Source organism: Parasphingorhabdus sp. W113, from assembly GCF_055693205.1.
This window is the reverse complement of the sequence record NZ_CM146328.1, coordinates 3,314,125-3,337,010: the sequence shown is the minus strand read 5'-3', so window position 1 is coordinate 3,337,010 and position 22,886 is coordinate 3,314,125. Positions and strand designations below refer to the sequence as shown.

At 58.5% G+C, this 22,886-nt stretch carries 23 protein-coding genes; 12 read left to right on the top strand and 11 right to left on the bottom strand.

Annotated elements, in window-relative coordinates:
- Window positions 1-41: 41 nt before the first annotated feature.
- Window positions 42-1,040, top strand: a complete 999-nt coding sequence (gene thiS, locus ACZ1GS_RS16155; RefSeq protein ID WP_472696192.1) for a sulfur carrier protein ThiS — start codon at window positions 42-44, stop codon at window positions 1,038-1,040.
- Window positions 1,041-1,366: 326 nt separating this feature from the next.
- Window positions 1,367-1,717 carry a UrcA family protein gene (locus tag ACZ1GS_RS16150; protein ID WP_472696191.1) on the top strand — a complete coding sequence of 117 codons (351 nt, stop codon included), beginning with the start codon at window positions 1,367-1,369 and terminating at the stop codon, window positions 1,715-1,717.
- Window positions 1,718-1,891: 174 nt separating this feature from the next.
- Here the strand turns inward: ACZ1GS_RS16150 and ACZ1GS_RS16145 are convergent, their stop codons facing one another.
- Both ACZ1GS_RS16145 and ACZ1GS_RS16140 read right to left on the bottom strand, forming a co-directional pair.
- On the bottom strand, window positions 1,892-2,671 hold the full coding sequence (locus tag ACZ1GS_RS16145; RefSeq protein WP_472696190.1) for a LytR/AlgR family response regulator transcription factor: 780 nt from the start codon (window positions 2,669-2,671) through the stop codon (window positions 1,892-1,894).
- Between the two features lie 2 nt (window positions 2,672-2,673).
- Window positions 2,674-3,801 carry a sensor histidine kinase gene (locus ACZ1GS_RS16140; RefSeq protein WP_472696189.1) on the bottom strand — a complete coding sequence of 376 codons (1,128 nt, stop codon included), beginning with the start codon at window positions 3,799-3,801 and terminating at the stop codon, window positions 2,674-2,676.
- A 232-nt stretch (window positions 3,802-4,033) separates the two neighbouring features.
- Here ACZ1GS_RS16140 and ACZ1GS_RS16135 point away from each other — a divergent pair, with 232 nt between their 5' ends.
- The 3 genes from ACZ1GS_RS16135 to ACZ1GS_RS16125 all read left to right on the top strand — a co-directional run bounded on the left by ACZ1GS_RS16135 (window position 4,034) and on the right by ACZ1GS_RS16125 (window position 6,664).
- Window positions 4,034-4,585: a hypothetical protein gene (locus tag ACZ1GS_RS16135; RefSeq protein ID WP_472696188.1), complete on the top strand. Its 552-nt coding sequence runs from the start codon at window positions 4,034-4,036 to the stop codon at window positions 4,583-4,585.
- 200 nt (window positions 4,586-4,785) lie between these two features.
- The gene (locus ACZ1GS_RS16130) at window positions 4,786-5,382 is read left to right on the top strand and encodes a TetR family transcriptional regulator (RefSeq protein ID WP_472696187.1); all 597 of its coding nucleotides are present in this window, start codon (window positions 4,786-4,788) and stop codon (window positions 5,380-5,382) included.
- 100 nt (window positions 5,383-5,482) lie between these two features.
- Window positions 5,483-6,664, top strand: a complete 1,182-nt coding sequence (locus tag ACZ1GS_RS16125; RefSeq protein ID WP_472696186.1) for a sigma-54 interaction domain-containing protein — start codon at window positions 5,483-5,485, stop codon at window positions 6,662-6,664.
- On the opposite strand, the gene ACZ1GS_RS16120 is transcribed toward ACZ1GS_RS16125, so the two are convergent.
- The gene (locus ACZ1GS_RS16120; RefSeq protein ID WP_472696185.1) at window positions 6,643-7,071 is read right to left on the bottom strand and encodes a VOC family protein; all 429 of its coding nucleotides are present in this window, start codon (window positions 7,069-7,071) and stop codon (window positions 6,643-6,645) included. The two genes, ACZ1GS_RS16125 and ACZ1GS_RS16120, sit on opposite strands and share 22 nt — an antisense overlap.
- On the bottom strand, window positions 7,064-7,753 hold the full coding sequence (locus ACZ1GS_RS16115; protein WP_472696184.1) for a hypothetical protein: 690 nt from the start codon (window positions 7,751-7,753) through the stop codon (window positions 7,064-7,066). Before ACZ1GS_RS16115 ends, ACZ1GS_RS16120 begins: the two co-directional genes overlap by 8 nt.
- A gap of 53 nt (window positions 7,754-7,806) precedes the next feature.
- On the opposite strand from ACZ1GS_RS16115, the gene lnt reads away from it, so the two are divergent.
- From lnt to ACZ1GS_RS16090, 5 genes are all read left to right on the top strand, one after another.
- A complete protein-coding gene (lnt, locus tag ACZ1GS_RS16110) occupies window positions 7,807-9,474 on the top strand; it encodes an apolipoprotein N-acyltransferase (protein WP_472696183.1) in 1,668 nt (555 codons plus the stop codon).
- 66 nt (window positions 9,475-9,540) lie between these two features.
- The gene (metK, locus tag ACZ1GS_RS16105; RefSeq protein ID WP_472696182.1) at window positions 9,541-10,755 is read left to right on the top strand and encodes a methionine adenosyltransferase; all 1,215 of its coding nucleotides are present in this window, start codon (window positions 9,541-9,543) and stop codon (window positions 10,753-10,755) included.
- A gap of 80 nt (window positions 10,756-10,835) precedes the next feature.
- Window positions 10,836-11,897: a hypothetical protein gene (locus ACZ1GS_RS16100; protein ID WP_472696181.1), complete on the top strand. Its 1,062-nt coding sequence runs from the start codon at window positions 10,836-10,838 to the stop codon at window positions 11,895-11,897.
- Entirely contained in the window at window positions 11,890-12,585 is a 696-nt protein-coding gene (gene trmB / locus ACZ1GS_RS16095) for a tRNA (guanine(46)-N(7))-methyltransferase TrmB (protein WP_472696180.1), read from the top strand. Before ACZ1GS_RS16100 ends, trmB begins: the two co-directional genes overlap by 8 nt.
- A 198-nt stretch (window positions 12,586-12,783) precedes the next feature.
- A complete protein-coding gene (locus ACZ1GS_RS16090; protein ID WP_472696179.1) occupies window positions 12,784-13,737 on the top strand; it encodes a metal-dependent hydrolase in 954 nt (317 codons plus the stop codon).
- Between the two features lie 6 nt (window positions 13,738-13,743).
- Here ACZ1GS_RS16090 and ACZ1GS_RS16085 read toward each other — a convergent pair whose 3' ends face one another.
- The 3 genes from ACZ1GS_RS16085 to rplU form a co-directional block, all read right to left on the bottom strand.
- Window positions 13,744-14,295 carry a GNAT family N-acetyltransferase gene (locus ACZ1GS_RS16085; protein ID WP_472696178.1) on the bottom strand — a complete coding sequence of 184 codons (552 nt, stop codon included), beginning with the start codon at window positions 14,293-14,295 and terminating at the stop codon, window positions 13,744-13,746.
- A 226-nt stretch (window positions 14,296-14,521) separates the two neighbouring features.
- Window positions 14,522-14,791, bottom strand: a complete 270-nt coding sequence (gene rpmA, locus ACZ1GS_RS16080; protein ID WP_472696177.1) for a 50S ribosomal protein L27 — start codon at window positions 14,789-14,791, stop codon at window positions 14,522-14,524.
- Window positions 14,792-14,794: 3 nt separating this feature from the next.
- Window positions 14,795-15,310 (bottom strand): 50S ribosomal protein L21, encoded by a 516-nt coding sequence (rplU, locus tag ACZ1GS_RS16075; RefSeq protein ID WP_472696176.1) that lies wholly within the window; start codon window positions 15,308-15,310, stop codon window positions 14,795-14,797.
- Between the two features lie 256 nt (window positions 15,311-15,566).
- On the opposite strand from rplU, the gene ACZ1GS_RS16070 reads away from it, so the two are divergent.
- Window positions 15,567-16,085, top strand: a complete 519-nt coding sequence (locus tag ACZ1GS_RS16070; RefSeq protein WP_472696175.1) for a hypothetical protein — start codon at window positions 15,567-15,569, stop codon at window positions 16,083-16,085.
- A gap of 6 nt (window positions 16,086-16,091) precedes the next feature.
- Here the strand turns inward: ACZ1GS_RS16070 and ACZ1GS_RS16065 are convergent, their stop codons facing one another.
- The 4 genes from ACZ1GS_RS16065 to ACZ1GS_RS16050 form a co-directional block, all read right to left on the bottom strand.
- Window positions 16,092-16,649 carry a gamma carbonic anhydrase family protein gene (locus ACZ1GS_RS16065; protein WP_472696174.1) on the bottom strand — a complete coding sequence of 186 codons (558 nt, stop codon included), beginning with the start codon at window positions 16,647-16,649 and terminating at the stop codon, window positions 16,092-16,094.
- On the bottom strand, window positions 16,646-17,203 hold the full coding sequence (locus ACZ1GS_RS16060) for a GNAT family N-acetyltransferase (protein ID WP_472696173.1): 558 nt from the start codon (window positions 17,201-17,203) through the stop codon (window positions 16,646-16,648). The genes ACZ1GS_RS16065 and ACZ1GS_RS16060 overlap by 4 nt, the downstream gene beginning before the upstream one ends.
- Entirely contained in the window at window positions 17,196-18,194 is a 999-nt protein-coding gene (gene hemB / locus ACZ1GS_RS16055; protein WP_472696172.1) for a porphobilinogen synthase, read from the bottom strand. Before hemB ends, ACZ1GS_RS16060 begins: the two co-directional genes overlap by 8 nt.
- 87 nt (window positions 18,195-18,281) lie before the next feature.
- A complete protein-coding gene (locus ACZ1GS_RS16050) occupies window positions 18,282-19,847 on the bottom strand; it encodes a peptidoglycan DD-metalloendopeptidase family protein (RefSeq protein ID WP_472696171.1) in 1,566 nt (521 codons plus the stop codon).
- 253 nt (window positions 19,848-20,100) lie between these two features.
- Between ACZ1GS_RS16050 and ACZ1GS_RS16045 the strand changes: the two genes are divergently transcribed.
- Window positions 20,101-22,878 (top strand): helicase-related protein, encoded by a 2,778-nt coding sequence (locus ACZ1GS_RS16045; RefSeq protein ID WP_472696170.1) that lies wholly within the window; start codon window positions 20,101-20,103, stop codon window positions 22,876-22,878.
- Window positions 22,879-22,886 lie beyond the last annotated feature (8 nt).

The window sequence follows — 22,886 nt, the reverse complement described above, 5'->3', positions numbered from 1 at the left end:
CGTTTTCGAAAAGCGAGTTCAAACAAATGGAAATTCAGGTCATGGCCGAAATAGCGATCCAATTAAATGGCGACAGCAAGGCAGTGGCTGCTGGTCTTTCGGTTGCCGATCTGGTCCAGACTCTCGATCTTGATCCGGCCAAGGTGGCGGTCGAACGCAACCGCGAAATTGTCACCCGCTCGACGCTGGGCGACGTGATGGTTGAGGATGGCGATGTGCTTGAAATCGTCCATTTCGTTGGCGGTGGGGACCAGGGACCGGCGGATGAGGATAGCGACAGCTGGAGCGTGGCGGGACAGACATTCCAGTCGCGGTTGATCGTCGGTACCGGTAAATATAAGGATTTCGAGGAAAATGCCGCGGCGGTCGCTGCCGCTGGCGCCGAGATTGTCACCGTGGCGGTGCGCCGGGTGAATGTCATGGATCGCAACCAGCCGATGCTGACCGACTATATCGATCCCAAAAAAGTTACCTATCTGCCCAATACTGCTGGCTGTTTTAACGCAAGTGATGCGATCCGGACCTTGCGGCTGGCGCGCGAGGCCGGCGGCTGGGATCTGGTCAAGCTGGAAGTGCTGGGCGAAGCGAAGACGCTCTATCCGAATATGCGGGAAACGCTCGAGGCAACTGAAGTGCTGGCCAAGGAAGGGTTCAAGCCGATGGTCTATTGTGTCGATGATCCGATTGCCGCGAAACAGCTGGAAGAGGCCGGCGCGGTGGCGATCATGCCGCTAGGCGCCCCGATCGGCTCCGGTCTGGGCATTCAGAACCGCGTGACCATTCGGTTGATCGTCGAGGGCGCCTCTGTGCCGGTGCTGGTTGATGCCGGTGTCGGCACGGCCAGCGACGCGGCGGTTGCGATGGAACTGGGCTGCGACGGGGTGTTGATGAATACCGCGATTGCCGAAGCCAAGGATCCGGTGCGGATGGCCCGGGCGATGCGGCTCGCCGTTGACGCCGGGCGTGAAGCCTATCGGTCCGGTCGCATGGGCCGCCGGATGTATGCCGACCCCTCCAGTCCCCTGTCAGGGCTGATTTAGTCCAATAATACAGCGTGATTCGGTCTATTCTGTAACTAACTGAATAGTAACAATAGTTACATGTCTGACCGTTAATCGACGCGACATTGTCGTTGGTCGAAGCTTCGTGCTGCCGGTCGATCACAATGGCGGTTTATAGAGTTTCGGCTGATTGCCGCTGCCGGTTCGGCTATTTCAAAATACGAGGCGAGAGCAGATCGACATGTCTCAGGGCTCATCCCCGAGCTGCAGGACTTATCAGACTCTCGCACTCTTACCCCCAGTGGGCAGAGCCGGTCCCCCTGAATTCCGGCTCTCCCCCAAAAAGATATGTGAGGAGTGAACCAATGACGAAGACAGTATTGAACAAAGCCCTGTGTGCCGTGGCTGCCATGGCGGTGACCGCGACCGGATTTTCGGCCGCCAGCGCCCAGTCCCGGATCGTTCGGACAGCAACGGTCCAATATGCTGATCTGGATCTGACCAGTTCTGAAGGCAAAGCCACGTTCGAAGGCCGGATCAAAGGCGCCGTGCGGAAAGTCTGCGGCGGTTATGATGCGCGCAATTTCCGGGACGTCACCGATCATAGCAACTGCATGAAGGAAGCCAAGCAATCGGCCAATCGCGCCAAGGTATCGGTGCTCGCCGCCGCTGCGGCCGGTGAACCGACATCCGGTGAGATTGCCGTTGGCAGCTGAGACTATTTAAGAGCCGCGAACCCCAATTAAGCGGCCGCATTTGGCCAATCAATCCTGAACCCCGGTGCCCCTTACACCGGGGTTTATTTTGTCTGGTGCCGGTGATGATCAGCAGACTGCTCCCGCAGCGGCTGGCAGGACATTCTGGTAACGGGTGGCGAGGAAATGGTCTGGCTATCGCCCGGCGAGTTTTTTCGCTTCGGCCAGATGAGTGCGTCCGATCCGGATCTCGGTCCCGCATTTCAAACAGGCGATCCAGATGCCACCGCCGTCGTGGCGCAAGCCGGCAATCCAGTCCCGCCGCACGAGATGGGAGCGGTGCAGGCGGATAAACTTTTCAGGGTCCAGCCGTTCCTCGAGGCCGGTAATGGTCTGGTGCAGCAAATAGCTCGACCCGCCCGCCTCGGAACCGACATGCAGGCGCATATAATCCCGTTCGGCCTCGATCCGGTTGATTTCAGACGCCGCGATGCGCCGCAATTCGGATTTATAGGGCACCCAAAATTCTTCGGCCCAGGGCGAATCCGCCGCTGTGCTGTCTGCTGTGTTTCCGCCCGTTGCCTTGCGTTCGACAACCCGCGAAATGGCCAACGACAGGCGGTCATTCTCGACCGGCTTCAGGACATAATCGATCGCGGCCACGCCAAAGGCCTCAACCGCGAATTTATCAAAGGCGGTGACAAAAATTATGGCCGGCGCAGGAACGAGTTCAGAGAGTTTGCGCGCGACTTGAAGGCCGTCCATGCCGGGCATGGCAATGTCGAGCAACAGCAGGTCGGGCTTGAGTTGCCCGGCCAGGCGAATGGCCGCTTCGCCATCGCTCGCGGTGCCGACCAGATCGATCGCTTCCTGGCGGGCACAGAGCAGCTGAAGGCGCTCGATCGCCAGTGGTTCATCATCGACGATGAGCGTTTTCAGGGTTGTGCCTGGTGCGGTATCAGCTGGATTCTCCATGATCAAATATCAGCCATCAGGGGCATCGTCAGCTCCGCCACAAATCCTCCGGTGTCCCGCCGTCTTGTCTCTAGCCGGGCTTGCGAGCCAAATCTAGTCTCCAGCCGATCGCGGACATTGGCCAGGCCAATGCCGCTGCCCTGATGGCCGGTTTCCGCGGCGGGTCGGCTTTCACCATCATCAGCCACGGTCAGTTTGAGAAAGTCGCCTTCTGACCGGGCGCTGATCGATATCGTGACCGGACGCTTGGAATGGGCGACCCCATGTTTGATGGCATTCTCGACCAGTGGCTGGAGGATCAGGCCCGGAACCAGTAAGTTCATCAGCTCTTCCGGAATGTCGATTTCGGTGTTGAGCCGGCTTGGAAACCGGACCGCTTCAATATCAAGATAGAGATTTTGCAAATGCACTTCTTCGCTCAGTGCCACGTCCTCGAGCGGGTCGCCGGACAGGCTGGTGCGATAGAATTTGGACAGGTTGAGAATCATCTCTTCCGCTTCGGCGGGCTGGCTGCGCATCACCAAGGTGCTGAGGCTGTTGAGCGTGTTGAACAGGAAATGTGGATTGACCTGATAGCGCAGCGATCGCAGCTCGGCGTCTTGCGCGGCCTGGGCAAAACGCGCCGCCTTGCGTTCGACCGTCCGCACTTCTGCGGCATAGCTGAGCGCGAGATAGAGCGAAGCCCAGCTGATGATGAAAAAGAATCGCGAGATCGAATCCTCGACAATGATTTTCAGCGCGAAATTTTCCTGCGCCATATATTTGCGCATGTCCTCGAGATTTTTCTCGTCGATCAGGCTTTCCGGATTGTAGACGTTGAAGACATAGAAATTAAATGCCGCAATCGCGATGGCGCACGGAATCGCGCCGGTAAAGGCGGTGATGATCCGTGTCGACAAGGCGCGATCCTCAAATTGCCGGAGCAGCAGATAGAGCAGGTAGGTCAAACCAATACCAAGGGTGGTCACGATCACCCGGCGCACTGCCATCTCACCCTGGGCTGGCCAATCGCCGACCGCTGCACGCAGGGTGATGATGATGACAAAGAACAGCCAGAAGCCGAGAATCGACAGGATCGCGACCTGCTGACCGACGGACGGTTTGTGATTTCCGATATCAAATTTTCGCATTAATCGTGCAATTCCAAATGAGTGGCCAGCTTAGGGTAATTTGGTATCAATTGTCTCTAGTTGAATCGTGTCCGGTCGAAACAGAGTAGCGGTTGGTCGAAACCTTGCGCCTGTTGCGGCTTAATTTCGCCGTTGTTTGAAGCTTGTAGGGAATTTGGTTGCCGTGTTTAACCAATTCCTAACCATGTTTTGGTCCAATGATGCGTGTGGGATGGCGACAAAGGAAGCGATCATGACCAAAGAGACGGCGCCTGTTCCGGGGGCGATGACCCTGGCTGAAATGAAAGAATTTGCGAGCTTCGGCTCAGCGGCTCAGCGCTATATCCGGCGCTCGCTCGATGTCGGCCTCAACCGGTCGGATGCTATTGAAACATGGTCGCGCGATGCTGTCGAGGAAGCGGGCATTCAGGTACAAATCAAAATGTATCGGCGTCTGCCCGAGATTTGCAAAGCAATCCCGCAAGATTGCGCGATTGACAGTATCGAGACATTCATGCCGGCGCTGGTGGCGTTATCGGCGTTCGATCTTGGCCAAGGCCGGATCAACAGTTTCCCGGCCTATCGCTTTCTCTATGAACGGCTGCTCGGTCCGGATGCAAGGCCATGGTTGCCGGCGAGCTTTTGTGCTGCCGCATCCTTGCCGCATCTGCACCCGAAGACTCGCAAGCTCCTGCTTCAGTCAATCAGCGAAGCAGCGGCGACCGCTCCAGGCTGGTCGAACCGGGAGCCAAGCTTTTTCCCGGAATGGGTCGACAAGGTCGATATCAGCAAAGCCGCGCACTAGGCCGTTGCGGCCAGACGCAAAGCCGGACATCCGCCGGAAAACAGGATAGCGGCAAGACGGCAAGGGCGTTTTTCCGGGTCAGGCAACACGCCTTTCCGATTGAGCTTTTGCCTTGTCCGGCCTATGCACAGGGCCGTATGAAAGCGGGAAAGCCGGTTTGGCGAGATCCCGTCTCCCTGTTGCAAAGGTCCCGATTGCCCATGTCTATTGCGAAACGACGCCTCTCTCCGGAAGAAAGCCGTGGAATGGCCTTGGCAGCGGCGCGCGATTTGCTGATCGAAGCCGGGCCGCAAGCGGTCACCCTGAAAGCGGTTGCTTCGCGAATTGGACGGACCCATGCCAATTTGCTGCACCATTTTGGATCGGCATCGGGTCTGCAAAAATCGCTCGCACAATATCTCACTGATCTGGTCTGCGGCTCGATCGCAGAGGCCGTGGTCAAATCGCGGACCGGAGAAGGCACGGTGCGGGACATTGTCGATCTGACATTTGACGCTTTCGACAAGCAAGGCGCTGGCGCGCTGGCGTCGTGGATGTTGCTGACGGGCAATGAAGACGCGTTGGATCCGATAGTAGACGCCATTCACGCGCTGGTCGACGAGGTTGGCGAAGGCGGTCATGAAGACCGGGAAATGCACGAAGACACGCTGACTCTGGTGCTAATGGCGCTAGGCGATGCCTTGATCGGAGAGCGTCTGGCCGATTCTCTCGACCTGCCTCGCGCCAGCGCCCGAGACATGGCGGAACGTCATCTGGACCAGGCCCTGGAGCGCTGGAAAAAGGAACATGATGGTTAAAAAAGTCTGAACTCCCTCCGAATCGGTTGAGGTTCGGGCAGATTTTTTGACGGCAATTTACATAATCCGGATCGCAACAATGATTTTGTGAGTCGGTTTCATGCAACAACGCCCGGATGCAATAGGTACGGAAAGAACGGTTCATCCCGATGATCCTGCTTGCCACCTGGTTGGCGAGAGCGCGGCGATCGAGGAGGTGCGCAGCCTGATCCGCTATGCTTCCGCCACCCATATCCCCGTGATGATCACCGGTCCTTCGGGATGCGGTAAGGAAGTGGTAGCGCGGGCGCTGCATCGCTGCTCGGCCCGCCAGGACAATAAATTTGTGGGCGTCAATTGCGGGGCGATCCCGCGCGATCTGCTGGAATCGGAACTGTTCGGGCACGAAAAAGGCAGTTTTACCGGCGCGATAGCCCAGCGCAAAGGCCGGTTTGAAATTGCCAGTTCCGGGACCCTGTTCCTCGATGAAATTGGCGACATGCCGTTTGACATGCAGGTCAAATTGCTCCGCGTCCTCGAGGAAAAACAGATCGAACGGATCGGCGGTACCCAATCCATCTCCATCGATGCGCGGATCATTTCCGCAACCCATCAGAATCTCGATCAGGCGATTGTCGACAAGCGGTTCCGGGAAGATCTGTTCTACCGGCTCTCGGTATTCCCGATCGATATTCCCCCGCTCAAGGACCGGCCAGAGGATATCGGTCCGCTGATTCGGCATTTTCTCAAGCAGATTAACGCCGAATCCGATGATGCGTCGGATGCGGGCTCCGATGTTATTCACTTCACCGCCGAGGCGATGCACGCCCTCGAGGCCTATGCCTGGCCCGGCAATGCCCGGGAATTGCGGAATATTGTCGAGCGTGCCGTGCTGCTGTTCCCCGGCATGATGATTTCCGCACAGCAGGTTGCAACCCTGTTCCGGCGCCGGGCGTCAACCGCACCGACCAGCCAGGAAGATGCGATGCCATCGAGCTTTCCGACGGTTGGAACGCCGCCAAAGCCGGTCAAGGCGGTGAACCCGGATCGCCAGTTTCTGGACGACGGCAGCCTCGTAGATGGCTTTGACCTCAAGCAGCATCTGATGGACGAAGAGCGCAAATATCTGCTTTCGGCTTTGAAAATGGCCGAAGGCGTGGTTGCCGAAGCTGCTGGTCTGGTTTCGATGCGGCGGACCACGTTTGTCGAGAAAATGCGGCGGCACAATATTCAGCGCTATATGGCGCTCGGCGACCCGGCGGCGCTGCAATCAAACCCGGTTCAGTCTGCCGCGAACAGCTGATTGTCATCGGCAAAGGCCTTGAATTCCAAGGCATTGCCGCTGGGGTCACAAAAGAACATCGTCGCCTGCTCTCCGGTCTCGCCAGCAAAGCGAATGGTCGGCGCAATGACAAAATCGATCGCCTGGGCGGTCAGCCGATCAGCCAGTTCCTGCCATTGTGCCATCGTCAGCACGACCCCGAAATGCGGGACTGGCACATGCTCGCCATCAACCGGATTGGTCATCACGGACGGCCGGTCGCCGCTATCCAGATGAGTCACGATCTGATGCCCAAACAGGCTGAAATCAATCCATTGCGTGCTGCTGCGTCCCTCCGGGCAACCGAGCAGATCCCCGTAGAAGACGCGGGCCGCGTCGAGATTGTCGACCGGAAAAGCGAGATGGAACGGCCGGAGACCTTCAGTCATGACGCGGTCCTTTCGGTTTGGGCGCCGCGAGAGCGAAGCAATGGTCGATATCGAGTTCGCGATCGCCTGCGCTTCCAGCGGCCGGCCTTTTCATCTCTTCCTCGATCTGCGTCAGGATGATATCGCTTTCGGTCCCGCTCTTGCCTTCGTCCCGCATCACCTCGCGGGCCCGACTATCGAGGACAAAGGCCAGAGTTTTCAGATCTTGCGCCGTTTTGGACAATTTCTCACGCGCATAGACCGTTTCATAGGCGAGCTGCAGCATCACGGCGCATTGGTTGAGCGTTGGCTTCGGTTTTGGCGGCAATTCCGTGTCCAGCAGCGGCAGGCACAGGGCCATGGCGGCATCCACAACCAGGCTCGGGTCCGCCGCTTCGCTGGCTTGGGTTTGTTGATCGGCGACGGCGGCAAGAATGGCGTCGCGCACCTGTTCCCGGCTTTGTCCGGTTTCGCGCATAACACGCTGTCCGATCAATCCGGCATAGGTCTGACCGCGCTCGCTGAGCAGTGGATATTGCAGCGCCTCTTCGGCGCCCCGTTCCTGTTCGGATGCAACAACCGCAAAAGCCGCGACACAGGACAGGTCCCGTTTATGCGTATCGGTCAATGGGCCGGGCTCAGCCGGTTGCGGGGTGCCGGGCGTCATGGCCAGGGCAGCGAAAAGCAGGATGGTCAGTTTCATCCGCTGATCATAGCGGCTAATAACTGGCTCCGCCAATCGGGAAATGCCAAATAATGTTTGAACCCGGACCGGTTAAGCGGCAAAAGCCGCCGGTGATGACGGTCAAAACCCTGCTTCAAACCCATCCCTATTGGATATCTCTTGCGGCCGGAGCGGTATCGGCGACGGGCTTTGCTCCGCTCGGCCTGTGGCCGCTGACGCTGGCGGCACTGGCGGTCTGGATGGTGGTTGTTGACCGGCAATCGACGCGCAAGTCGGCGTTTCTCGCTGGCTGGCTCTTTGGTCTTGGCCATTTCGTCGTCGGACTCAACTGGATTGCCAAGGCCTTTACCTTTCAGGCGGCGATGCCGGAATGGCTGGGCTATATTGCGGTAGTCCTGCTATCGCTTTATCTGGCGGTCTATCCCGCGCTGACCGCCTTGGGCGCGTGGATGATCGGTAAAGGGCGGCCGGTTGGCCTGGTGCTAGCTTTCGCGGCGCTGTGGATTGTGACCGAGTGGCTGCGGAGCTGGGTGTTTAGCGGTTTTATCTGGAATCCGCTCGGATCCGTCCTGACCACGCCCGCCTATGACACCGATGCCGGCCAGCTGGTTTATGGGATGCTGGCCGGTGCCAGCAGAATTGTCGGGACCTATGGTCTGTCCGCACTCATCCTCATCGCGGCTGGCGCGGTGGTGAGTCTGGCCAGTCGCCGATGGAAATCCGGCGTATTGCTGGTTCTGCTGGCATCGGCATTCTGGGTGACCGGGCTGATGAGTTGGCAGATATTGGGCAATATACCGGCTTGCAAGGATGCCGCATCCGGCGATTGCGGACCCCCGGCAATCACCGTGGTTCAACCCAATATTGGCCAGCAAGACAAATGGCAGGCCGGTTATGAAGAACAGAATTTTGCCAAGCTCGCGCAGTTGACCGCGCGCAAATCGAGCACGCCCCGGATCCTGTTCTGGCCGGAAGCGGCGATCCCGGACTATCTCGAAACCGGCTATCCGCGACGCTATTATTACGGGCGTTCCCCGGTCATGGTCCGCGCCCAGCTGGCCAGTTTGATGAAACCTGGCGATATTCTCGTGCTTGGCGCCCTCAAACTCGAGTTTGACGAGGCCGGAGCACCGGATGAACGGCGTGCGGTCGGGGCCCGGAACAGCGTGTTCGTAATGGATTCCGAGCGCGAGCTGATCGCGCGTTATGACAAGAGCCATTTGGTGCCATATGGCGAATATCTGCCCATGCGTCCCTTGCTGTCTGCTATCGGTTTGTCGCGCCTGGCACCGGGGGATTTTGATTTCTGGCCGGGCCCCGGTCCGCGGTCTCTCGATCTGGGCGTGATGGGCAAAACTGGCCTGCAGATCTGCTACGAGATAATATTTTCTGGCCAGGTCGTGGATCGTGCGAACCGGCCCGACTTCATCTTCAATCCCTCTAATGACGCATGGTTCGGTAGCTGGGGTCCGCCACAGCATCTCGCCCAAGCCCGATTGCGCGCGATCGAGGAAGGTCTGCCGGTCATACGGTCCACGCCGACAGGCATTTCCGCGGTTATTGATGCTGATGGCGCCGTTCGCGACAGTATCGCCATGGGCGTTGCAGGCCGGATTGATAGCGCCTTGCCGCGTCCCAAAGCGCCCACCCTGTTTGCGCAATATGGCAATATTCTGCCGCTTGGTTTTGCCTTCGCGCTGATGATATGTGCCATTGCCATTCGCCAGCGCTCTCGTTAAAGATCATATAAACTATTCTTTATGTCCGAACATACCTTTCGAATCCCCAGAAAACTAGGAAGATCCATGCGCGCAGAGTTTATTTTCACCTCCGAATCTGTTTCAGAAGGCCATCCGGATAAAGTCTCGGATCAGGTGTCCGATGCGATTGTCGATCTGTTCCTTGCCAAGGACCCGGAAGCGCGGGTGGCATGCGAAACCCTGACGACGACGGACCGGGTCATTCTGGCCGGCGAGGTGCGCGGTCGCGGCATGATTGATACGGATGGCAATTGGGCGGATGGCGCGCTGGCCGAGATCGAGCGGGTGGCGCGCGATACGGTTCGGAAAATCGGCTATGAACAGGACGGCTTTCATTGGAAAACGCTGACTTTCGAAAATCATCTCCATCCGCAATCTGCGCATATCGCGCAGGGGGTTGATGAAAGCGGCAACAAGGACGAAGGCGCCGGGGATCAGGGCATTATGTTCGGTTATGCGAGCGATGAAACACCCGACCTCATGCCGGCAACATTGCAATATTCCCATCAGATTCTCAAACGCATGGCCGCCGACCGGCACAGCGGCAAGGCTCCGTTTCTGGAGCCTGACAGCAAAAGCCAGGTCACCCTGCGGTATGTCAATGAAGTGCCGGTCGAAGCCACGGCTTTGGTGGTGTCGACCCAGCACGCTGCCGATTATTACAAGGACAGCAGCAACCCGGCGCTCTACGAGCAATTGCGGGATTATGTGATGGGTGTGTTTCACGACGTGCTGCCGGACGGATTTATCACCGACAATACGGTCATCCATGTCAATCCGACCGGGCGGTTTGAAATTGGCGGCCCTGACGGCGATGCCGGACTGACCGGCCGGAAAATTATCGTCGACACCTATGGCGGCGCCAGCCCCCATGGTGGCGGCGCTTTTTCGGGCAAGGACCCGACCAAAGTCGACCGGTCCGCGGCCTATATCACACGCTATCTGGCGAAGAATATTGTCGCTGCCGGATTGGCAAAACGCTGCGCGATCCAGCTCTCCTATGCGATCGGTGTGGCGGAACCGCTGTCGATCAATGTCGATCTGCACGGCACTGGAACCGTGAGCGAAGAAAAGCTCGAAAAATTATTGCCCGAACTGATGCGGCTGACCCCCAAGGGCATCCGGACCCATCTTGGTCTGAACAAACCGATTTACGGCCCCACTGCGGCCTATGGTCATTTCGGGCGCAAGGCGGATGGCGATTTTTTCACTTGGGAAAAAACCGATCTTGTCGATGCGCTGAAAGCGGCTTTTGGCTGATCACCGACTGGCCAAATCGCAAGCGTCAATGCTATGGTCGGAACAGCTGAAATCGCGCGATCGGAATCAAGCCCTTGGAAATGATTAAAATTCTCGCGGCCTGCCTGGTTCTGTGCTGTCCCATGGCCAGCGCCGACGCTCAGACAAAACCGACCGTCGTCGAGGCGTTGCCAAACGGATCCTGGCAGCATGAACCAACGGGCATTATCGCACCGGGAGCGCTTGCAGATTTTGCGCTGAACAAGATTACCGACCATTCGGAGCAACAGCTGGATGTCGTGCTCGATTATCGCAATGCCGACCAGTCCATCATGACCCTCTATATCTATCGCCCGGCGGTTGATAATCTGCCGCTCTGGTTCGATACCGCGCAACGAGCCTTGCGGGCCAATCCCCAACTCAAATCGGCCGAGGCAGGCGCGATCGTCTCCCGTTTTGTTCCGCCCGGTCAGCAGACCCAAAGCGGTATGCTGGCAGTTTATCCCATCGAATCGGAGGGCTATCAAAGCACCGCAGTGGCGATGGTTCCGCTGGCTGGCTGGCTGATCAAAATGCGGCTGACATCGGCAACCCGTTCAAAGGCGCAATTGGCGGCAGCGATTCCCGGGCTTTTTGAGCAGATCACCTGGCCCGAAGCAATGGCAGCCGCGCGCGATGCAGTGCCTATCGCGATGTGTGACAAAAGCTTGAAACTAAAGCAAAAGGTAAAGCGGTTCCGCCCCACATTGACGGATGCTCTGATTGCGGGGGCGGCAGGCATGGCCGACAAAGATGATGAACAGGCGACCGAAAAAGCCGCGGTGGTCTATTGCCGGGATCCGAAGCTCTATGATAGCTATGCCATTTATCGTGCGAACGGCCGGAAAGATGGCTATATTCTGCCGCTGAGTGATGCCGGTCGCGCCGTATCCGTAGGACGCAATGGCATAAGTGGACTGATTAGCGGCGATAGCCGCAGACGCTATTCACCCGCCGTCATGTTGCTTGATCGCACGTTAAACTATCCCGATATCGACAAATTGCCAACGCCTCAGACCTTGCTCGACGCAACCGCTGATGATGCGGTTATGTCGTCGGTCACGACATGGCCGCGCGGGGACAGCACATTGAATATTGGCGTGCCGGCAGACGAAAATGACTGAACCCAAAACCTCTGATCCGACAACCATTCGCCAGCTTTACGGGCGGCGGCAAGGGCATGCCTTGCGCGATGGCCAGGCCGAGCTCGTCGAAAAGCTCCTGCCCCAGATCAGTGTGCCGGTTGACGGCCCGGTCTCGGCGCCGGTGCTGTTTGGCGACAATCGCCCGCTGCATTTCGAAATTGGCTTCGGTGCCGGCGAGCATCTCGCCACGCGCGCCGATATGTTGCCGGATCACGGCTTTATCGGTTGTGAGCCTTATCTCAACGGGGTTGTCGGGGCCTTGCAGCATATCCGCGATGGCATAATTTCCAATGTCCGTCTGCATATGGGCAATGCGCTGGATGTGCTCGAGCGGATCCCGGATGGCAGCCTCAGTTTTGTCTATCTTTTGCATCCGGATCCCTGGCCGAAAGCGCGGCACGCCAAGCGGCGCTTCATGAATCATGGTCCGGTCGATCTGATCGCAGCGAAGTTGAAGCCGGGTGGCGAATTCCGCTTTGGCACCGATCATCCGGTCTATCTCGACTGGGCGATGATGATCATGAGTCAGCGCACCGAGTTTGAGTGGTTAACCGAAGGACCGCAAAGCTGGCTGATCCGGCCGGGCGGCTGGCCGGAAACCCGCTATGAAGCGAAAGCGCGGCGACAGGGCCATGAAGTCTGGTATTTTCGCTACCAACGCCGATAATCTGAGGTCTGTTATCCCCGGCGAGCGAGTCCGGTGTAAACGTCTAATTAACCACGATTTTTCTAGCTCCATGAGCCATTTGTTAACTCTCTCAGCCTATAATTTGCTTAACCAACGCGCGCAACGGCCGTTGTTAAGATTAAGCGGGAGACGAAAAGAAAAATGGACCACACCCCCTCTGAACATGAGACAGCCTCATTGTCTGGTCCAACTGGTGCGCGCAAAATTGACAGCGTAGAGGGCAGCGCCACGCCTGAAGACTTGTTGATTCAGTCCCGCAATCGCTATTTTTCCAGCGCGGTGATCGAGAGCCGCCGCTGGGTTGGTGGCAATCCTTATGCCAGCGCTTTCTTCAACGCCTTGTCGGTAACGTTCCCGAAGGGGGAAACCTTCTTCATGAAAGTGTTGCGGCAATATCGCGACGACGTACCCGAGAAGCTGGGGCGCGAAATTCGCGGTTTCGTGCAACAGGAAGCGGTGCACAGCCGCGAACATCTCTGTTTCAACCGCCAGCTCGAAGAATCGCATTTCGATCTGGCGCGGCTCGAAAAGACATTGTCCGATGTGATTGACTCCATTGGGGACCGGCCGCTGATTGATCAGCTGGTTGCGACGACTTGTCTGGAGCATCTTACCGCCATTCTGGCCCATGAGTTTATCGCCAATCCGGCGCATTTTGAAAAGGCCGATGAAGAGCAACGCAAAATGTGGTTGTGGCATGCATCCGAAGAGATTGAGCACAAGGGCGTCGCTTATGACACCTGGATGCACGCAACCAAGGACTGGTCCCGTTTCCGCCGCTGGCGCACCAAGACGCTGTTCATGCTGAAAATCTCTCTCGGCTTTGCCAAAAACCGGACCATCGGTATTCTCGACTTGCTGAACCAGGACGGGATTTCAGGAATCCGCGCTTGGCTGGGCTTTGCCCATTATGCGCTGGTCAGCCCGGCCCCCGTGCGGCGCACTATGATCCCTTGGGTTCAGTTTTTCCTGCCGCGTTTCCACCCGTGGAACATCGACGATCGCCATCTGATCCAGAAAGCGGAAAGCGTCTACGAAGCTGCAATCATGGATGACGCGACGATCGTCGAAACAACGGCCGGCACCAGCGAAGAGCGTCGCAAAACGCAGCGGCTTCCGAAAGTCGCCTGATCCGGATCAGGCCGCAATCGGTCGCATGACATCACCTTCGTCGCAGTCATCCAGCGCCTTTTCAAATTCGACAGTTGCCACGGTCTGATTGCGGCCTTTGCTGAAGCGGGGTCGGATTTTTCCGGTGCGCTGAAAGCCCAGTTTCTCCAGCACATTGCCAGAAGCCGGATTATCGACGAAATGGCTGGCGACGACCCGGCGATGGCCGAGCGCACAGGCGTTTTCCAGCGCCGCCCTTCCGGCTTCGGTCGCGTAGCCCAGGCCCCAATATTTCCGGGCGATCCAATAGCCCAGTTCAACTTCGTCTTCATTCTGTGCGTCGACGCCGCATGTCCCGATCAGACGCGGCGCGCCTGCGGTTCGTTGATAGATCAGCCAGCGGGGGCTTTTCGGATCTTGCGGCAGCGACAGGAACTGCGAGGCATCCTGCTCGGTATAGGGCCAGGGGGCCCGCGCCAGATTGCGGATGATCGCGGGATCATTGATCGCGGTATATAGGGCTGGCGCGTCTTCAGGCCAACCGGGTCTCAATAACAATCTTGGCGTTCTAGCAAACATTGGGACTCTCCAGAATTTATTGAACCAGACAGCTGGTCCAAACCTCTTCAATGTGCCGCCCCCGGCTTGACCGCCTCGCCTTAGAATAGCGCGGTGACAAATCGGTGACGAATGAGGCAGGGAGAGATAAAAAAAGGGAGAGGGGGTGACCCTCTCCCTGAAACATGGTGGTCCTTTGGACCATCCGGGTCATCCCTCAGAGGATAACCCGTTATCGGTTATCCGGTTATTCGGCGGCTTCGGCCATCATGTCGACAGACACATATTTGCGTCCGAGCTTGCCCTTGTGAAAAGACACCTTGCCGTCGACGAGCGCAAAGAGAGTGTGATCTTTGCCCATACCAACATTGCGGCCAGGGTGGGTTTTCGTGCCACGCTGACGAATAATAATATTGCCTGCCACAACAGCTTCGCTGCCATATTTTTTCACGCCAAGGCGCCGGCCTTCTGAATCACGGCCGTTACGGGAGGAACCGCCTGCTTTCTTATGTGCCATGGTTTAGTCTTCCTTCTTGGCAGCAGGTTTTTTCGCTGCTGGCTTCTTGGCCGGAGCCTTTTTGGCTGCGGCTGGTTTAGCGGCCGTTTTGGTTGCGGCTTTCTTGGCCGGTGCTTTTTTCGCAGGGGCCTTCTTGGCAGGAGCTGCAGCCTTTTTCGCTGCTGGCTTGTCATCCGCTTTCGCAGTTTCCTTTTTGGGCGCCGCTTTCTTGGCAGCCTTTTGCGCACCAATCGCGTTGATCTTGATCACCGTATGCTGCTGGCGATGGCCGTTTTTCCGACGGTAATTGTGCCGGCGGCGCTTCTTGAAGATAATAACCTTCTCGCCTTTTTCCTGCGCTACAATTTCAGCCGCAACGGTCAGGCCTTTGACGTCCTTCATTTCGCCGCCGTCGCCGGCCAGCAGAACGTCATCCAGAGTAACCGAATCACCCGCTTCACCAGCAAGTTTTTCGACTGCGATTATATCTCCTGCGGCAACACGATACTGCTTACCGCCGGTGCGCACTATTGCGAACATGGCATTATTTCCGTTTCAATCTTGTGGTTCCAGCGCGCAAGCAAGGAAACGCGAGTCTCTCGGCTCACGCTGGAAAGAGCGCTCAGCTACTAGATGCTGAGAGAGGTGTCAACCGGCTTTGGCTGATTTTTCGCCCACTATCTGCGGTTTAGGAGTCCTTTGGTCCGGTCCGGGAGGTGTCAGGTGTAATGGTTTGTGGCCATCATCGCGGAAAGCCCGTTGCAGCGTGTCTTGTCCTCGCTTAGGGATTGTCGCCATGAAAAGAACCACGCTGCTACTCTGTCTGACCAGTCTTGGCCTTTCCGCTTGCGCCATGCAGGAAGGAGATTTCCCGACGTTGACCAAGCGGCCGGTTGAAGATTTGTCCGTGGAATCGCCGCAATCGCCCGCTCCGCCGCCCGCTTTGGGGGCGTTGCCAGAGTCCTTGCAGGATCAGGTTGATGCGGTGGTCGCGCGCAGCACGACGGCGCACACCGCCTTTTTGCGGGGCTTGCCGGATGTGGCGCAAGCCGTTCGCTCCGCGCGGGGTGCGGCCCCGGCCAGCGAAACATGGGTGGTGGCCCAGATGAAATTGTCGGCGCTGGAAAACCAGCGCAGCCCATCAATATCGGCGCTTGCCGATATCGACGCGCTCTATCTGCAGCGGCTGGATCGCGAATATCAGGGCACAGAGCCCGGTGGCGCGGCGATTATCGCGCAGTCCCGTGCGCGGATCGCTGATCAGGTGGCCCGGCAACAACGCGAAATTCAGCAGCTCAAAACGGGCCTGCGCTGACCACCGTTACCCGGCAGCCGCTTCAACAGCGGCTTTGTGGACCTTGGCATTCTCGACATAATGGGCCACGCCCATCCGCATTCCCATGATGGCTGGTTCGGTCAGATCGCGCATATATTTGGCTGGCGATCCCGCCCATAACTGACCTGTCGGAATGCGCTTATTGGGGGTCAAGGTCGCCCCGGCGGCGAGCATCGCATCGCCTTCGATGACGCAGCCGTCCATCACGGTCGTGCTGAGCCCGACAAAGGCGCGGTCCTCAAGCGTGCAGCCATGCAGCATCACCATATGGCCGACCAGCGCGTCATCGCCGATGATCGTCGGGTTGCCATTGGGTGTTGCTGGCGTGGCGCTGTCGCAATGGATAGTGGTGCCATCCTGAATATTGCTGCGCGCGCCGATCCGGATGAAATTGACATCGGCGCGGATCACGCAATTATACCAGACGCTTGATTCCGGTCCAATTTCGACGTCGCCGATAATCTTGCAGCCCGGCGCGATGAAAGCGGTTTCGTGAATTTTCGGCGTTTTGCCATTGAATGGCAGAATCAGCGGGTCAGTCATACGGGTGGGTTCCAGTCCTTGGCTTCGATGCGATAGACAATCGTGGGGTTGAGCGTGGCATCATAATTGGGATCGTGAAAATCCAGCTCTGGCCGGTGGGTCATGCCGAGCCGTTTCATCAGACCAACCGAGGCCTTGTTGCCATCGACGGTCAAGGCCACAACAAACGGTGCATTATAACGGTCAAAAGCGGCACTCATCGCGGCGGTTGCGGCTTCTTTGGCATAGCCCTGTCCCCAGGCATCTTCGCGCAACCGCCAGCCAATTTCAAAGGCACCGGTTAGCTTGGGTTGGGGCGCATTGACGCGTTTCAACCCGCAAAATCCGAGCAATTTGTCATCCGACTTGCGCTCGACAATCCAGAAGGTGTGCCCGAAATCGCGCTCATAGCCGCGGACCCGCTCGACCGCGGCGAGAAAGGCGTCCCGGCTCTGGACACCGCCCAGCCAGCGCATGACCGTGGGCGTATTGAGATGGGTCATGAAGGTTTCAATATCATCCGCGCGCCATTGCCGCAGCCGCAACCGTTCGGTTTCCAGGACCGTATCAGTCACGGAGCAAACGCGCCGCATCGGCGGCAAAATAGGTCAGAATGCCCGAACAGCCGGCCCGCTTGAAGGCGATCAGCTTTTCCAGCATCAACGCATCGCGGTCACCGATTCCCGCCGCCGCTCCGGCCGCCACCAGCGCATATTCTCCGGACACCTGATAGGCATAGACCGGAATGTTAAACTCGGTTCTGGCGCGGTAGATGATATCGAGATAGGCGAGGCCCGGCTTGACCATCACGCTGTCCGCCCCTTCCGCAATATCGAGCGCGATTTCGCGCATCGCTTCATCGCTGTTGCCCGCGTCCATCTGATAGCTTTTCTTGTCGCCCTTGAGCGTACCGCTGGACCCCACAGCGTCGCGAAACGGGCCGTAAAAGGCGCTCGCATATTTGGCGGAATAGGCCATGATCTGGACATTGTGATGATTGGCCAGCTCCAGCGTATCGCGGATCAGGCCGACGCGCCCGTCCATCATGTCGGAGGGCGCGATGATATCGGCGCCGGCATTGGCCTGGTTCAGCGCCTGCTTGCCAAGAATTTCCAGCGTCCGGTCATTTTCGACATAGCCCTGATCATTGACCAGACCATCCTGGCCATGGGATGTATAGGGATCCAGCGCGACATCGGTCAGCACCCCTATCGAATCGCCCAGCGCATCCTTGACCGCCTTGGTCGCGCGGCACATCAGATTATCGACGTTCAGCGCCTCGGCGCCATCGTCGCTGCGTTTTTCCGGCGGCGTGTTGGGGAACAACGCAATGCAGGGTATGCCGAGGTCACGGGCTTCTTTGGCCCGCGCGACAATGCCGTCCACCGACCATCGCGATACGCCGGGAAGGGATGCGATCGGATCCTCGACCTGTTCGCCTTCGGTAATGAACAATGGCCAGATCAGATCCGCCGGAGACAGGCGGTTCTCCTGGACCATTTGGCGGCTCCAGGATGACTGGCGGCTGCGGCGCAGACGGGTGCGAGGATATTCAGCTTGGCTCATGGTCCGTCTCCTACCGGTTTCTTGCCGGTATGAAAAGCATCCATGCGCGATTGCCTTGCGCTGTTGAGGGCGGGCTTTGCCAGTCGCCTAGCTGATGTTCACTTTGCTCAGCCGCTGGATCTCTCTCTTGGTCCGGCTCTCGGTCGAGGCGCTGTTAAGCGTTCCGAGGGCCGCGCCCGGTGTCACTTGCTTGAGCCGGCGCAACTCGTCCTTGAACCGCCGCAACTCGCGGCCGCTCAGTTCCGAACGCTGGACAAATTTGACCGAATTGGGATTGATTGTCCGTCCGTTGCGGTACAGTTCATAGTGGAGATGAGGGCCGGTGGAGAGGCCGGTGGAGCCGATATACCCAATGATCTGGCCCTTGCGGACCTTGCGTCCGTTGCTCACCGCGATCCGGCTCATATGCGCGTAGCCCGAGGCCAGCCCGCCGCTATGCTTGATTTTGACAAATTTGCCGAAACCGCCCTTGCGTCCGGCGAAGGTGACCGTGCCGTCGGTTACGGCATAGATCGGAGCGCCATAGCCACCGCCAAAGTCAAGACCGCTATGCATCCGCTTGTAGCGCAGGATTGGATGGCGCCGCATGCCGTAGCCGGACGTCTTGCGGCCTTTGGTCGGGCGGACGAGCTGACCGCTGGATTGACCAACGCCCGAGGCTTCGAACCAGTTGGTGCGGCCACCGCTGGTCCATTTGACCATCTGGGCCTTGGCCTTTCCGCCTCGCTCGATTCCGGCATAGAGCAGTTCACCCACTTCGACTTCGCCGGTTTCGGCCCGGCGATAGCCAAGGATCAGATCAAATTCGTCGGTCGAACGGATGTCGCGCGAGATCGACATTTTCTTGCCGATCACCTGGAGATATTTCTGGACCGCATCGGTCGGCGCGCCGGCGGCACGGGCCGAGCGGTAAAGGCTGCTGCCGACAACGCCGCGGATCCGCAGCGGCGTGTCATCCACCAATATTGGTTTGCGATTGAGTTTGAGTTTGCCATTTTCGCGGACAATTTCGAGGTTCAGGTCAAAGCGGGCGCGAAACGCGAGCTGATCCAGCGGCCGGGCTTCGTTGCGCGATGCGCGGCGGCCGAGGACGACATCGATTTTGGTGCCTGGCTTGATATCGCCGAGCGCCACCGTGTCCGCGATCATCTGGGTAACTGCCCCTGCTTCCTGATTGGCGACGCCCGCGCGTTGCAGAACCCGGCGCATGCTGTCGCCGCGGCCGAGGGTTGCGACCAGTTCAATCGACGGCCGTTCGGGGCTCTGGGCCAGGGGCCGAACCGCGTCGGTGGCGGCCATGCGGATGCCGGTGTCCGAGCCATAGGCCAGTGGAGCGATGGTTTGCGACCGCGCCTGATCCGCCTGAACGCCGGTTAATGCTGCGGCTTGATGGCCGCGGATCGGCCCGAAATCGGGCAGGCAGGATATCGCAACGCCGCAAAGCAGGCCGAGCGACAGGACACCGCGCAGCCAGACAAGGCTGCCAATGTCGCGGCCGAGATCGGGTACCCAGTCAATGTCGCTCAACTGGTCACGCAGGGGATCGAAAAAGCGGGACAGGCTTTCGGCCGAGGCGATGTCGGACAGGGAGGCGTCGGACGGTGCACGGCCAGCAGCGATAGCGGCTGTTCCGGTTCCCTGATCGGCCAACATGTCAATACTCTTGAACAAACGCACCCCTTGGCGATGCAGATCAGCACAGCATCAGGCTCATCTTGCAGCGCAATATTATTTCTCTCTCTCTGTGAAGGAAGAGGGTTAATGTCAAATTAAGATGCAGACCGATGGGGGAGCGATACGATAAAACGTGTAAATTCGCCGATATCCAGCCGAAAACAGTGATTCGGAGCGGTGTTTCCCGGGTTTCTGCTTGCCAGTTTCCTCCAGATCGGCTGTGGTGTGCGCAATGTCTGACTTTTCCGCTTCCCCGGTTACCGCGGTTCTCGGTCCCACCAATACCGGCAAAACCCATCTCGCTGTCGAACGGATGTGTGCGCATTCGAGCGGCATGATCGGGTTTCCGCTGCGCTTGCTGGCGCGGGAAGTCTATGACCGGGTGGTCGCGCTGAAGAGCAAGAACCGGGTCGCGTTGGTCACCGGCGAGGAAAAGATCATCCCCCGCGACGCCCGCTGGTTCCTGTGCACCGCTGAAGCCATGCCGATGGATCGCGAATTCAGCTTTGTTGCGATTGATGAAGCGCAGCTGGGGATCAATCCTGAACGCGGGCATATCTTTACCGACCGCATGTTGAATGCGCGCGGCCGGGACGAAACGATGATCCTGGGGTCGGAAAATTTACGGCCGCTAATTGCCGCTCTGGTGCCCGAGGCCGAGATTATTACCCGGCCGCGCTTTTCGACGCTGAGCTATGCTGGTCCCCGCAAATTGTCGCGATTGCCGCGGCGTTCGGCGATCGTCGCCTTCTCGGTCGAAGATGTCTACGCAATTGCCGAAATGCTGCGCCGACAACATGGTGGCGCGGCGATTGTCATGGGTTCGCTGTCGCCGCAGACCCGTAACGCGCAGGTCAAGCTCTATCAGGATGGCGAAGTCGACTATCTGGTCGCCACCGATGCGATCGGCATGGGGCTCAATCTCGATGTTGCGCATGTTGCTTTCGGTGCGCTCAAGAAATTTGACGGCCGCCGCCGCCGCCGGCTGACGCTCTCGGAAATCGGTCAGATTGCCGGTCGGGCAGGACGGCATCAGAAAGATGGCAGTTTCGGAACATTGTCCGGCATGGCGTCGTCGGATGAATTGCAGCCGGAAGAAATTGAAAATCTCGAAGCGCACAGCTTTCCCAAGCTGGAATGGCTCTATTGGCGCAATGCCGATCCTGATCTCAAGACAGTCGATGCGCTGATTGAATCGCTCGAGCAATCGCCCGGCGACCGGTTGCTGCAGGCGGCTCCCGAAGCGGTGGATCTGGCGATCCTCAAACGCTTGGCGCAAGATCCCGAAGCCCGCCGGCTGGCGGCGGAACCGCGTCTCGTTCGCTTGCTTTGGGAGGCGGCGTCGATACCCGATTTCCGCAAGGTCGGCGCTGATCATCAGGCCCGGTTTGTGGCGTCTCTCTGGCCCCATCTGGCCACGGGCTCCGGCCGTATTCCGCACCATCGGATGGCCCAGGAAATTGCCCGGCTGGAAAATGTCCAGGGCGATATCGCAACCCTCGGCGCCCGCATCGCTGCGGCCCGGACATGGAGCTATATTGCCCAGAAGCGGCACTGGGTGGAGCAGGCGGATGTGATGATCGACCGCACACAGGCGCTCGAGCGGCGTCTCAGTGATGCGATGCACAATCAGCTGACCCAGCGCTTTGTCGACAAGCGCACCCGGGTGCTGATGCGGGGACTGCTAAAAGACCCGTTGTTCCACGATGTGGCGGTAGAGGATGATGGCACAATTCTGGTTGAAGGGGTGGCGATCGGCGTGCTCAAGGGCTTCCAATTTGTCGTACCATCGGATAGCCGGAGGGAAGATCGAAAAATGCTGCTCGCGGCAGCGGAAAGATATTTGGGACGGATCATGACGGACAAAGCAGACTTGTTGGCCAAAGCGCCAGATAGCGAATTGACCCTGGCCGCTGATGATCAGGGGCAGCCGGTGATTTCCTGGCAGGGATCGCGACTGGCCCAATTGGCGCGCGGCAAAAGCCTGCTCCATCCCGAGATCAAGTTTGATCGCGCGCTCAAGGACATGGCCGCGGACAACAGCAAGAAGGTGGAAGAGCGGGTCAAACATTGGGTCGAGGCGATGAAGGCCAAGCATCTTGAAGGGCTGGTCAAGCTCGATGCGCTGGCCAATGACGCCGCGACCCCGGCATCGGTCCGTGCCTTGTTCGCGCAGATTATCGAAGCGGGCGGCATCATTGCGCGGCGACAAGTGGATCAGGCGGTGCGCGCGCTCGACAACGACTTGCGCGGCACCGCGCGCCGCGGCGGACTGGTGTTCGGTGCGCTCGACATTTATCATCACGCGCTGATGAAACCCGGGGCGGTGTTGTGGCGCACGGCGCTGTTCGCGGCACTCGACGAAGAACCAATGATCGCCTTGCCGGGCGACAATGCCGTGCATTTGAAAAGCTGGACCTTTGCTTCCCCCCAACATGCCAGCCGACTGGGCTTCCGGCAGATCGGATCGGAATATGTGCGGGTTGATATGGCCGAGCGGCTGATCAAACAGGCGCATGAATCGCGTCAGGCTGGTGCGGTCTTTGCGATTGATCCGGCCTTGGCAACATCGCTGGGCTTGTCGTCCGAGGCCCGGGATGTTCTGCTCGACATGGCCGGTTTTGTAAAAACAGATGAGGTTCCGGCCGCCAGCCCCGCAGAAGACACAGCTGTGCCAGAGGCCGCACCGGATAACCAGGACCAATCGGGCGCGAACCCATCTGCAGCAACGGGAACAGCTGACTCATCCGAGGCAGCAGAACCCATGGACGCGCCGGTGGCGGACGCTGACCCGGCAGCGGCTGATGAACCGGCACCAACCTATTGGCGCTGGAAAGGTATGGGCAAGAATCGCGCGACCAAAAACCAAGGCAACCGCAAGCAAAAAGGCGGCGGCAAGCGCAAGTCGGGCAAGTCGGAACCGCGGCGCGCCAAGACGGAACCGGTGCTGGCAACCGCTGGCGGCGCGTTTGCCGAACTGGCCGCGCTCAAGGAAAGCATGAAAAAATAGGGTGACGC